We start from the raw sequence: 13,405 nt of genomic DNA on the forward strand, positions 1-13,405 counted from the left end.
CCAATTTGTTTTTTTATAACCTCAGATTATTGACAAATACACTCAACAAACTGATATTAAATAATTTTTTAAATTCGCTCGTTTTAAAAAATACCGGTACTTATAAATAAAAAGCCGCACTTGCCAAATGATAAGGAGGAATAAAGCACTCATATTGATCGTCTTCAGTGATATAGCAAGACCTAGAGTATGAAGACTATAGTCGTAAATTTTCTATTGATAATGAGATGAAAAACATAAAGTTTATCTCAATTTTATGATGTACTCGGCATGCTTTTATACGCGTAAAATGCAATGAATTTTTCGTATAGAAACATAATTTTTTTAAATGTGAATATTTTATGCGTAAAAAAAGTGCATCTACTGAATTTTAGATACACTTCTTTTTTTCATCTACATTTTGGAATTAAAAATTATATTTTAGTCCTAAAACCACATGATTTTTTAAATCCTTACCTAAACGATCTTGACCACCAAGGATATAGTCTAATGATGCTGTGGCACCCAAATGTGGAATATTTTTACTCACCCCAATTCTCGCTTCATTAAAAGCAAAATCTTTTTTGGTTTGTAACAGGCTGTCATCATGATGACTATTATAGGCACTCACGCCCATTGAGGTATTTAAATTGAAGTCTTGCGGTAATGCATAGCTATAAGCAGCACTTAAATAAACATCACCCGCATTTCCAGATAATGCATCTGCAAGTAAAACCGCGGCTCCTAAAGTAAGATCTTTGTAAGCTAATTCAGCCAAGACATCAAAAGATGTGGTTTTGCGTTGCTCCCCTTTTTCACCTTCAACAGTTCCACCATTTTGATAAATATAGGATGTCGCCTGAAGCTTATATGCCCAATTTTGATGCAGCTCTTGTGCATAAGAAATATAAATATCGTGTTCAAAACCATGAGCATGAGTTTCATCTGTTGCATCATAATCAAGCGTAGATCCCCAATAACCCACAGAAAAACCACTCTGATGTGCATACTCTAAGCCCGCTTGCATTGCGATATCATCATTCTCTACCCCACCACGATAGATATATTGTGAGACTAATCCAACATCACCTGTCAGCACGCCATGCCCAACCGAATTTTCAGCAAAAACAGAACAAGAAGTCAAAATTAAAGGTAATACCAAGATCTTTTTCGATAATAAACAAAACATACGACTAAACAGAGGGAGAAAATAAGGCTGTCGATTCTACTTATTTTTTAACTTTTGAGTAAAATTAATTTAAAAATTCAAGTGATCATTCGAATATTTTAATCTTTAGACCAAGCTGACGTTAGAACCAAGAACACGAATACAGTGCTGATTTCATTAAATAGATCAAACAATGCGCTGATTATTCATAATTTGCATAACCTTTGTGAAATAAAAGTTAATAAAAAATATCCATTTTTTGTAAATTAATTATACAATTTAGTCAAATTTTGAAAGTTAGTTTAAAACAAAATTGTAATTCGTCATTTTATGAGGCATGGAATGTTAAAGGCACCAAAACTAACATTAGTAGTATTAATACAAGCTGCTTTAATTTCTTCAGCTTATGCGAGCGAGCAAAGTGAAGCAAAAGGATTTGTTGAAGATGCAGATGCATCTGTTTTATTGCGTAATGGCTATATTAACCGTGATAAAAAAAATGGAGTTGCTGACACCAGCTCATGGGCTCAAACAGCAATCTTAACTGCGGACTCAGGCTTTACCCAAGGTATTGTTGGCTTTGGTGTTGGCGCTGTGGGTGACTTCTCTTTTAAAATTGGAGCCAATAACCACGCGGGCAATAACATGATTGCGCTTAAAAATCATGGTGAAAAAGATGCAAATGGTAACGTTGATGCCTATGATCAATGGACACGTGGTGGTGCGAATGTCAAAGCACGTATTTCCAATACCACGGTTCGTTATGGTACTCAAGTTTTAGACTTGCCTGTACTTGCCAGTAATACCACGCGTTTAGTGCCTGAGTATTTCGAAGGGACTTTATTAACCAGCCGTGAAATTAAAGATTTAGAACTGGTAGCTGGTAAATTTACTAAAAACCAAATGTCTGATCAGATTAATACGGATGGCAATCATTTAGACCGCGCTGTGGTTTGGGGTGCTAAATACAAATTTGATGATCAACTTACGGCCTCTTATTATGGCTTGGATATTCAAGACAAACTTGATCGTCATTATGTGAATGCCAACTATAAATACCCATTGGCAAATCAAAGCTCATTAACTTTTGATGTCAGTGGTTATCACACCAAATTTGATAAAAATGCGACGACTTATTCTGCAACTGGTCCAGTAGATGCTAATTATGCTCAAACAGGTCAAGCAGGCGTAGAAAAAACCAATAATATTTGGGCATTGTCTTCAACTTATAACCAAGGCTCGCACAGTGTGATGTTGGCGTATCAACAAAATACTGGTGATGTTGGTTATGATTATGGCCAAAATGCAGATGGATTCCAAAGCATCTATTTACCTAACTCTTACCTATCTGACTTCATTGGTAACCATGAAAAATCTGCACAAATTCAATATAATGTAGACTTTGGTGGTTATGGTGTTCCAGGGTTAAATTGGACCACTGCGTTTGTTTATGGTTGGGATATCAAAGTAAGAGATATCACTGATAATGCTCAAGAACGTGAATTTTTTAACCAAGTCAAATACACCATTCAAAGTGGTTTTGCCAAAGATGCCAGCCTGCGTGTGCGTAATTCTTATTACCGCGCAAGTGATGCCTATCAAACCAATGCCTATATTGGTGATACCAACGAATGGCGTATCTTCCTTGATATTCCTGTGAAATTATTCTAATCCAACATTAGAATCATCACTGCATAAAAAAACCTACACCAATGGTGTAGGTTTTTTTTATTGCGCTCAAATTTTAATTTCTATATTTGAGCTGGCAATTTCAGCTTATTTTTTCGCAGCTTCAATTGATTTAAGTACTTCAGCTTTAGCCACTTCAGAACCTTCCCAGCCAGTCAATTTAACCCACTTACCTGGCTCTAAATCTTTATAGTGCTGGAAGAAGTGTTCAATTTGGTTAATTAATAATGGCGGAAGATCGGTATATTCCTGAACATCTTTATACAACGGTGTTAATTTTTCATGTGGAACTGCAATCAATTTTGCATCAATACCACCATCATCTTCCATATTCAATTTACCCACTGGGCGGCAACGAATCACAGCACCATGAATTAATGGAAATGGGGTAACCACAAGTACGTCTAATGGATCACCATCTTCAGACAAAGTATTTGGCACATAACCATAGTTTGCTGGATAGAACATTGCTGTACCCATGAAACGGTCTACAAATAATGCGTCAGAATCTTTATCTACTTCATATTTGATTGGTGCTGCATTTGCAGGAATTTCAATGATGACATAAATGTCATTTGGTGCATCTTTACCAGCAGGAATATTGCTATAGCTCATGGGATACTCTTTAACAGTGAGGTCTTATTTAAAATCTTGTCGATTATAACGCTTAATTCAGCGCACTGCTGTCGATTATACAATTTGAATAGACAAATTAGATACGCCGGCTGATCTGAAATTTTAATCAAATTATTCTAATGATGATTACCAGTAAAAAAATTGGACAAGCCATGGATAACATCCAAATGACAGATCTCAAGGTTGACCAGTTACACAGGTAACAAATCCCGTAAAGAATTCGTAAAATAATATACGCGATGCCTAATGTCATAATAACATGCTGAGAAATCACCATATATTCTGCCATGAGTACCGCAGCAATAAATAAAGGTAGACTCTCAAAACTATTTTGTTGTACTGCATTTGCTCGCGCAGCTAATCCGGTTTTTTTTGCTAAGAATTCACGTGGATTTTGATTATCTTGGGCCTTAAAGCCACCCGCTTTTTTAGCAATAATGGTAAATAGATAAGGCAGTAAACAGGCAGTTAAAATTAAATATATGATGCCATCTATCCCAGACATGAATTTATTCTCATCATGAAGTCTCTCAGAGCAATATCATAACATGGCAATGTTGCTATAATTTTCGTTAAGTAAAGAGTTTTGCAAAATTGTGTAGTGGAGATCACCAGATGCAGCCAGATCAAAAAATCATGCTTGATATTTTAGAAAAACAGCGCCAACAACAGCGACAAATTGATCGTGTCCTTAAAATCGTGTTACCTATTACTGCCTTTTTACTCTGTGTCATTTGTGCCAATTTCAATTGGCAATCAACATTGGGAACCTTTTTTGTTCTAGTCATTGCCTTTTATGCAGTGGGGATCAAACAAATGAATGTCTACTTATGGTTGGCAATTATTGCTGCTTATTGTCTTATCGATATTTATTTGAGCTATGGCACAATTCATCTCTCTGCATTAGGTCGTCAAATGGGTACCATGTTGACCTTTACTGGGATTCTCGGTTTTGGTCGCCCCTACATTGACCAATGGTTTTTTAAATCCAATATGCATAAATAATCTCCATCATTAATCTACTCGCTTAAGTTTTCATTTTTAATATATTTTTCTCCATAAAAAAGCGCCGAATTCGGCGCTTTTTTACAGTAACAGATCAATTATTTACGTAAATCTTTACGTAAAATTTTACCGACATTTGATTTTGGTAATTCATCCATAAACTCAACATAACGTGGGCGTTTATAACCAGTTAAGTTTTCTTTCGCGAATGCCAATACTTCTTCTGTCGTTAAACTTGGATCTTTTTTCACCACAAATAATTTAGGTACTTCACCTGATTTTTCATCAGGAACACCAATAGCTGCAACTTCCAAAACTTTCGGATGTGTTGCAATCACTTCTTCAATTTCAGATGGATACACGTTAAAACCTGATACTAAAATCATATCTTTTTTACGATCTACGATTTTAAAATAACCACGCCCATCCATGATGCCGATATCACCAGTACGGAAAAAACCATCTGCAGTCATAACTTTAGCTGTTTCATCTGGACGATGCCAATAGCCTTTCATTACCTGTGGACCACGAATCGAGATTTCACCTTGCTCACCTTGTGGCAAGTGATTACCATCATCATCCAAAATAGCCACATCAGTTAACGGTAAAGGAATACCGATCGTACCACTAAACTCTTCAGATGCAGGTGGATTCGCTGTAGCAATTGGCGAGGTTTCTGATAAACCATAACCTTCAATAATATTGGTGCCGGTGATTTTTTTCCATGCCGCTGCTGTAGATGGCAATACTGCCATACCACCGCCCATCGCCATTTTCAACTTGCTATGATCTAGCTGTTTAAATTCTTCATTATTCACTAAAGCATTAAACAACGTATTTACTGCTGGAAAGAATGCAGGTTGGTACTTGGCTAATTCTTTAATGACAGCGGGTAAATCACGTGGATTTGGAATCAAGACATTGGCTTGACCTTTGTACATACCGTACAACGCACAAACCATAAATGCAAAAATATGATACAGCGGTAATGCACAGAAAATACGATCATCTTTAGATGCATCGCCCGTACCAAACTTACTTTGGAAAATACCATCTGCTTGCATTAAGTTTGCAACAAGATTGCGATGTGTTAATTCAGCACCTTTAGAAACACCTGTCGTACCACCAGTATATTGCAAGACTGCCGTATCACTTAAGGTAATGTTTGGGCGTTTATAATTATTTGGGCTCACTTTCGCGATCGCCGTATTGAACTTAACATGCCCTGGGATATTCCAGTCTGGAATTTGTTTACGTACTTTACGTAACACAAAGTTAACTAACGTCCCTTTGAGCGTCCCAAGCATATCTCCCACAGAAGCCACAATCACGTGCTTGACTGGTGTTTTACCGATAATAGATTGATATACAGACGCAAAGTTTTCAATAATCACGAGAGCTTCAGTGCCAGAGTCATTCAGTTGATGCTCTAACTCACGTGCTGTATACAACGGATTCACATTAACTAAAACTAAACCAGCACGAAATACACCTAAGGCAACTACAGGATATTGCAGGACATTTGGCATCATTACTGCAACGCGAGAACCTTGTGCCAGTCCTAAACTTTGAAGATATGTAGCAAATTTACGGCTTGCAAGCTCAAGTTCACTGAACGACATGGCTTTATCCATAAAGATAAAGGCATCTCGTGAACCAAATTTCTGGAAATTACGCTCAAAGATATCAATCAGCGAGCTGTTCTCAGGTGGTAATTCTACTGTTTCTGGAATCCCAGTCTTTTGGTATTCAGCGAACCAAATCTTTTCCATAATGCCATATTCTCCAATTAGTAATCCTTGGTTTTAAACTTTTTTCAATATCAAGCATAGTTTTTTGGCTTGTTTGTGCTTAATATTGCATCCATTTTCACAAATACCCCCCATATATAACGTATTTTGATCAATGGATGCTAGTTTTATCTTTGAATGAACAGTTTATTTGCTTTTTGATATCCGCGTGGTAAGAGTTGACCTTTAGTTGCTCGCTTACCCAGATATTTCAATAGGTCATCACCTTTTAACTTTAATTGCTGCTGACCTGCAACTATATGAATCATTTCAGTTAAATTCAACATCACCATTGAAATAATCTGATCTTTGGCTTCAAGTTGCATCAACTTGTTGCCTTTACCTTTATTCAAAATTGGTAATTCTGCCAAATCCACAAGTAATAAACGCCCTGCATCACTGAGCATTGCTAAATGCGTGCTTTCAGCCACCACTTGTAGTGGCAGCGCTTGTGCATCTTCAGGCACGGTTAAGAATGCTTTACCCGCTTTGGCATTGGTATCTAACTGCTTCGCCTGCGTTTTAAAACCATACGCTTTAGAACTGACTGCAATCATTTCCTGCTCATCATCAGCAATCAGAATTTGCATGAAACCAATACCATTGGCAGGTGATAATTTCGAACTTAATGGCTCACCAAAGCCACGTGCGGAAGGTAGGCTATTAATCGCTAAAGCATAACTCCGACCAGTTTCATCCAATACATAAACTTTTTGATTGGTTTTGCCTTGGGCATGGCTGAGATACTGATCACCCACACGGAAATTCAGTTTTTCTACATCGATATCATGCCCTTTGGCTGAGCGGATCCAACCCGCTTCAGACAGCACTACCGTAACTGGTTCAGCTGGCATAAAGTCTTGTTCACTCATTGCCGTTGCTTCACCACGTTGCACCAACGGCGAACGACGATCATCACCAAATTTTTTGGCATCTTCTTTTAGTTCATTAATAATGAGTGATTTTAAAGATTCAGGGTTAGCCAATTGTTCACGAATAATGGCTGCGCGTGCTTCCAATTCATCTTGTTCACGGCGCATTTCCATTTCTTCAAGCTTTGCCAAATGGCGTAACTTGAGTTCTAAAATAGCTTCTGCTTGAATCTCATCAATATTAAAACGCGACATCAATACTGGTTTAGGCTGATCTTCCTCACGAATAATTTTGATGACTTCATCAATATTAAGAAAAGCAACAATCAAGCCTTCTAAAATATGTAACCGCTTTTCAATTTTATTTAAATGATATTGCAGACGGCGTGTGACCGTATTCTTACGAATTTCAATCCATTCTAATAAAATACGACGAATTGATTTAACTTGTGGGCGACTATCCGCACCAATCATGTTCATATTGACACGATAGCTCGATTCTAAATCTGTGGTTGCAAATAAGTGACTCATCACTGCTTCAGCATCAATACGATTTGAACGCAGCACCACCACCAAACGCGTTGGATTGCGATGATCTGATTCATCTCGCAGATCACTGACCAATGGCAATTTTTTGGCCTGCATTTGATCTGCAATTTGGGTAATAACCTTCGAACCTGAAACCTGATAAGGCAATTCAGTGATCACAATTTCATTTTTTTCTACCGTATAAATTGCACGCATACGATAGCTACCACGACCTGTCGTTTGAATTTTTAATAATTCTTCAGGTGGGGTAATAATTTCAGCTTTGGTCGGCAAATCTGGGGCAGGAATATATTCTGCGACTTTTTCATCAGTTAGGTTTGGATTACGAATAAGTGCAATTGTGCCTTTAATCACTTCACGCAAGTTATGCGGTGGAATGTCGGTGGCCATACCAACGGCAATCCCTGTTGTACCATTCATCAGGATATTTGGAACACGTGCAGGCAAATTCACTGGTTCTTTCATTGAGCCGTCAAAGTTATCCTGCCAATCACACGTGCCTTGACCTAACTCAGACAGTAACACTTCACTATATAGTGACAGTTTGGCCTCGGTATAACGCATGGCTGCGAATGATTTCGGATCATCAGGTGAACCCCAGTTGCCTTGTCCTTCAATAAAGGGATAACGATAACTAAAAGGCTGCGCCATCAACACCATCGCTTCATAACAAGCGGAGTCACCATGGGGATGGTATTTACCCAATACATCACCCACTGTACGTGCAGATTTTTTTGGCTTACCACTATTTTTTAGCCCCAATTCACTCATCGCATAAACAATACGACGCTGAACGGGTTTTAACCCATCACTGATATGCGGCAATGCACGATCCATAATCACGTACATGGCATAGTTAAGATAAGCTTGTTCGGTAAATTCTGCTACGGAACGGTTTTCTGTCGCCTGATGCGTAAGGATTGTCATAACAACCTTTAATCCTAATCAATAATTATTGTATCTAAGTTCTTATGCTATGTCGCAGAGTTAGACTACACAAGGGGCTGTCAGGTAACTCTGCGACAAATTGCGTCTTATGATGTAAAACTATGCACTTTATACAGGATGATCAATCAAAAACCATCCACTTTCACCCAACTTTTATAAACCAATCGACTCTAGAGTCTTGCCTTTGGTTTCTTCACCTAAAACTAAAATCACCAATGCAACGGCTAAAAGTACAATAGTAAACATCATAAACACATGACTAAAACCATTCGGTATGACCATCATATGGGTTACCACTAGGGGTGCAACAATACCCCCCATACGTCCCACTGCCGAGGCCCAGCCTGAACCAAATGCACGAATATTGGCAGGATACTGCTCAGGCGTATAGGTATACAAAACACCCCAAGCACCTAAATTAAAGAATGACATTAAACAGCCCCACAGCATGATCATGTTGACCGTAGTGGCTTGTCCAAAGAAATACGCAGAGACTGCACACATGCCAATAAAACCAGCCAATGTTGCTTTACGTCCAGCCTTTTCCACTAACCATGCAGCAACAACATAACCCGGAAGTTGCGCTAAAATCATCACAAGAACATATTCGAAGGATTGTACAATGCTATAACCTTGTTTCACCAACAAACTTGGTAACCAAGTGAAAATTCCATAATAGGAATACACTATTCCAAACCAAATTAGCCATAACATTAAGCTACGCCGTGCGAAACCACCTGACCACAATTGCTTAAAAGATACTTTTTGCTGCGAAGCAACCGGCTTCACCTCAATTTGTTGAATAACTTCAACACCACATTGACGTTCCAATTTTTGTACCAAAGCATGGGCTTCTTCAATCCGCCCACGATTGACTAAATATGGGATTGATTCAGGGACTTTCTTTAAAATAATAAATACATAAATTGCGGGTAAGCCACCAATGAGAAACGCGATCTGCCAACCCAATTGAGGAATCACAAAATAGGAAATTAAAGCGGCAGCCAACCACCCCAGCCCCCAAAAACTTTCTAAAAGCACGATAAAACGACCACGAACTTGAGCGGGAATATATTCACTGACTAAAGTCACCGCAACAGGAAGTTGCCCACCCAAGCCTAAACCGACAATAAAACGAAAGACCAAAAGCCAAGTTAAGTTTGGTGCAAAGGCACACAGTGCTGTCGCAATGCTATAGATCACCAGGGTCATTGCAAATACAGTACGGCGCCCAATTCGATCTGCTAAGCCCCCTGAAAAGACTGCACCAATCGCCATGCCTACAAAACCGATGGAAACCACCCAGCCTTTTTCCGTCGGTGACATTTGCCAATCTTCAGCCATCTTCGCCAAGATAAAGGAAATTAAACCAGTATCCATCGCATCAAACATCCAGCCCAATCCAATCACCCACAGTAAAGTATAGTGAAATTTACCGATGGGTAGACGTTGTACGCGTGAGACTAAGTCCATAACACGATCTCTGAATTTGCTAAAAGAAGTGGTACTGCTTTCACAACAGGATTGAATATTTTATATGCTTATTGATATGACCTTGCGACAAGACAAGGTCATTTTATAGGATAAAATTTCGTAAGAATTAGATCAAGTTTCATCTTTAGAAGAGGCTGATTGCTCATCATCATCTTTATAGATAAATTTTGGCATTTCTAAACCGAAATAAATTGCGATACAACGTAAGGAAAAACCAAAAATTAAGGTCGAAATCACCGTAATTTCTAAAGACAATCCTACGTCTGTACAGAACCAATAGAAAACCACCGCGACAAAAGAAATCGAGGCATACAATTCACGGCGAAACACCAGTGGTACATCATTACACAGAATATCGCGCAGAATACCGCCCGATACACCGGTAAGTACACCAGCAACGGCGCACACCACAAAACCATGTCCCATCTGTAACGCAATTTGGCAACCAATAATGGTAAAACCAATCAAACCTAAGGCATCTAATAATAAGAAAATTGAATGTAAATGACGCATCCATTTAGCGATTAAAATGGTGACAAAAGCCGCACAACAAGTCAGAACCAAATACTCAGGATGTTTCACCCAAGTCAGTGGGTAATGCCCAAGTAAAACATCACGCACAGAACCACCACCAAGTGCGGTTACACAGGCGATCAGTACTACACCAAACCAATCCATACTTCGTCGGCCAGCCGACAATGCTCCAGTCATGGCTTCTGCTGTAATCGCAATAATGTAAATAATGGTGAGTAACATTGCCCGTCATCCGCTGATGGGTAAAAGATGCGCGCTATTTTAAAACATCTTTTGAAAAAAACTAGATATATTCTACACAACATTGTTTAAATTTTTTCATCGAACCACAAATACAAGGTTGCTTCATGGTGATTTGCAGATTTGTGGTTGGATCTAAGAAATACCACGCCTGTGCATGTTTCACAAAATACGAAATTTCATGATGAATTTTAATCTGTTGCCCATCATGATAATGCGCTTTAAATTCGACTTGAGCATGCGTTTTGTCCAGCTTTTCATTCGTGCTGACTATTTCCAGTTTTAACCATTGATTGGCTTTGCTCCAATCTGCGATAGCCGCTTGATCCAATACAGCTTGCTGACCCAGTGCTGTGGTGTGAATGATGTAATCAATTTCATGCTGAGCAAATGCACTATAACGAGAACGCATTAACTGCTCTGCCGTTTGAGCACGCACTTTACCCAAATGTAAGGGCTGACAACATTCGCTATAAAACCCTAAACCACAAGGGCATAATTGACCTGACATAACATCACCAAGAATTAAAGATGCTGCATAATAATTCAAGTCGCTCTGCTCATGAGCAAAATTTTATTTAAAAGCCGAGGCTAAAACCTTCTATATTTCATCTTTGGCTGTATAACCTAATACCTTACCGTGTGCTGCAACAATATGATCAAAATCTAAGGCTAATAATGTAGTTAACGATACCTCACCACTCTAATGGCTTAAGACCTTGTTCACTTAGGCGTACTGAATAATGAGCGTTAAATTTTAATCTTGTTTCACAAAGCTAAGCATCAATAACATTATCAATTTGACCTTTACATAAAAAAGCCAGTCTTGCGACTGGCCTCTTCAAATTTCTATTCAAGATCATTCATTGTCAGATTTTTTCAGCTCAACAATATGTACTTTTTCAATCTTATGCCCATCCATGGTCACGACTTCAAACAGATAACCATCTGCTTTTAACCGCTGACCATTTTCAGGCAAACGACCTAAATGAGATAAGATATAACCCGAAAGGGTTGAATACTGTTCCGACTCATCGACTAAATCACGTCCCAGAAGCAACGACACATAACGAATATCGGTTGAACCTTCCAAAATTAATGAGCCATCTTCCAAACTTTCAGCAGTGGTCTCTAATTCATCTTCATCTGGAAACTCACCTGCAATCGCTTCCAATACATCGATCGGTGTTGCAATCCCTTCAATAGAACCGTACTCATTCAGTACAATGGCCATTTGTAAGGGCGCTTGACGTAATTGCTCCATCACCATTAAGACTTGCGCATTTTCATGCACAATGACTGGCTCACGTAAATGTTTTTCAAAACTTAAGATGCCCGTTTCAATATAGTCATTCAATACTTTATGGGTCAGCACAATCCCGGCAATATTATCCAACTCGCCATGTGCCACAATTAAACGTGAATGCGTCATCGACATTAAACGTTCTTTCACCGTGGCATGGTCATCATTTAAATCAATCCATTCCAATTCGGGACGTGGTGTCATCACCGATTTAACCGGACGCTCAGATAAGCTTAAAACCCCTTGAACCATCACACTATGGTATGCCCCATTTTCAGGGTCAAACATTTCATTGGCAATCGCTTGCGTGGCTAAAACATCTTCAACATGATTATTGAGATTATCGGAACCATTGGCACTTTTGCCCCCCAACATACGCATCACTGCAGATGCGGTACGGAAACGTAAATCATTCGTGGTGACTAATTTTTCTTGGTTCTTACGCATGGTTTGGTTCATAAATTCAATCAGAACAGAGAAACCAATGGCCGCGTATAAATAACCTTTAGGAATATGGTAGCCAAAGCCTTCCACAATCAGCGAAAAACCGATCATCATCAGGAAGCCAAGGCATAGAATCACCACTGTTGGATGTTTATTTACAAATGTCATGAGTGGTTTAGAAGCCCACAACATAATACCGACCGCAATCACCACGGCGATCATCATCACAGAGAGTTCTTTAACCATTCCCACCGCAGTAATGACGCTATCGAGCGAGAATACCGCATCCAATACCACAATTTGCGCAATCACGATCCAAAAAGCGGCATGAACTGGATTTTCATCTTTGAGTTGCTGACCACCTTCAAGGCGTTCATGTAGTTCCATGGTGCCTTTAAACAACAGGAATACACCACCAAACAATAAAATCAGATCACGACCCGAAAATGGATGCTCTAAAATATGGAATAAAGGTTCGGTAAGCGTGATGACCCATGCAATGGATGCAAGTAAGACCATCCGCATACATAGTGCCAATAATAGCCCCACGATTCGGGCCGTATTGCGCTGTTCTGGAGGAAGTTTTTCCGCCAAAATGGCGATAAAGACAAGGTTATCAATCCCTAAAACAATTTCTAATACAACTAAAGTTGCTAAGCCGACCCATGCAGAAGGATCTGACATCCATTCTAATATCATTGAGCTTGCTCCAAAAATATTTCAGCATTTTGATGTTCTAAAATGAGAAACTTGA

The 13,405-nt window shown here is 38.9% G+C and carries 11 protein-coding genes; 2 read left to right on the forward strand and 9 right to left on the reverse strand.

The features are described 5' to 3' along the window. Nucleotides 1-406: 406 nt before the first annotated feature. On the reverse strand, nucleotides 407-1,141 hold the full coding sequence (locus B9T28_RS01075) for a TorF family putative porin (protein ID WP_350308290.1): 735 nt from the start codon (nucleotides 1,139-1,141) through the stop codon (nucleotides 407-409). 348 nt (nucleotides 1,142-1,489) lie between these two features. On the opposite strand from B9T28_RS01075, the gene B9T28_RS01080 reads away from it, so the two are divergent. Then, complete coding sequence (locus tag B9T28_RS01080; RefSeq protein WP_086202117.1) at nucleotides 1,490-2,818, forward strand: OprD family outer membrane porin; 1,329 nt, start codon at nucleotides 1,490-1,492, stop codon at nucleotides 2,816-2,818. Nucleotides 2,819-2,923: 105 nt separating this feature from the next. Here B9T28_RS01080 and ppa read toward each other — a convergent pair whose 3' ends face one another. Both ppa and B9T28_RS01090 read right to left on the reverse strand, forming a co-directional pair. Continuing rightward, complete coding sequence (ppa, locus tag B9T28_RS01085) at nucleotides 2,924-3,451, reverse strand: inorganic diphosphatase (protein WP_086202118.1); 528 nt, start codon at nucleotides 3,449-3,451, stop codon at nucleotides 2,924-2,926. 127 nt (nucleotides 3,452-3,578) lie between these two features. Next, the gene (locus B9T28_RS01090; RefSeq protein ID WP_086202119.1) at nucleotides 3,579-3,977 is read right to left on the reverse strand and encodes an MAPEG family protein; all 399 of its coding nucleotides are present in this window, start codon (nucleotides 3,975-3,977) and stop codon (nucleotides 3,579-3,581) included. A 110-nt stretch (nucleotides 3,978-4,087) separates the two neighbouring features. Between B9T28_RS01090 and B9T28_RS01095 the strand changes: the two genes are divergently transcribed. Next, nucleotides 4,088-4,477, forward strand: a complete 390-nt coding sequence (locus tag B9T28_RS01095; RefSeq protein WP_086202120.1) for a hypothetical protein — start codon at nucleotides 4,088-4,090, stop codon at nucleotides 4,475-4,477. A gap of 98 nt (nucleotides 4,478-4,575) precedes the next feature. Here B9T28_RS01095 and B9T28_RS01100 read toward each other — a convergent pair whose 3' ends face one another. From B9T28_RS01100 to B9T28_RS01125, 6 genes are all read right to left on the reverse strand, one after another. Further along, complete coding sequence (locus B9T28_RS01100; protein ID WP_086202121.1) at nucleotides 4,576-6,249, reverse strand: AMP-binding protein; 1,674 nt, start codon at nucleotides 6,247-6,249, stop codon at nucleotides 4,576-4,578. A gap of 146 nt (nucleotides 6,250-6,395) precedes the next feature. Further along, a complete protein-coding gene (parC, locus tag B9T28_RS01105) occupies nucleotides 6,396-8,615 on the reverse strand; it encodes a DNA topoisomerase IV subunit A (protein ID WP_086202122.1) in 2,220 nt (739 codons plus the stop codon). Nucleotides 8,616-8,789: 174 nt separating this feature from the next. Beyond that, the gene (gene niaP / locus B9T28_RS01110) at nucleotides 8,790-10,109 is read right to left on the reverse strand and encodes a niacin transporter NiaP (protein WP_086202123.1); all 1,320 of its coding nucleotides are present in this window, start codon (nucleotides 10,107-10,109) and stop codon (nucleotides 8,790-8,792) included. A 132-nt stretch (nucleotides 10,110-10,241) separates the two neighbouring features. Beyond that, a complete protein-coding gene (locus B9T28_RS01115) occupies nucleotides 10,242-10,886 on the reverse strand; it encodes a trimeric intracellular cation channel family protein (RefSeq protein ID WP_086202124.1) in 645 nt (214 codons plus the stop codon). A 61-nt stretch (nucleotides 10,887-10,947) separates the two neighbouring features. Further along, nucleotides 10,948-11,415 carry a YchJ family protein gene (locus B9T28_RS01120; protein ID WP_086202546.1) on the reverse strand — a complete coding sequence of 156 codons (468 nt, stop codon included), beginning with the start codon at nucleotides 11,413-11,415 and terminating at the stop codon, nucleotides 10,948-10,950. 348 nt (nucleotides 11,416-11,763) lie between these two features. Then, on the reverse strand, nucleotides 11,764-13,350 hold the full coding sequence (locus tag B9T28_RS01125; protein WP_086202125.1) for a TerC family protein: 1,587 nt from the start codon (nucleotides 13,348-13,350) through the stop codon (nucleotides 11,764-11,766). Between the last annotated feature and the right edge of the window lie 55 nt (nucleotides 13,351-13,405).

The organism is Acinetobacter silvestris (assembly GCF_002135235.1).
In the GTDB taxonomy this organism is placed as follows: Bacteria; Pseudomonadota; Gammaproteobacteria; order Pseudomonadales; family Moraxellaceae; genus Acinetobacter; species Acinetobacter silvestris.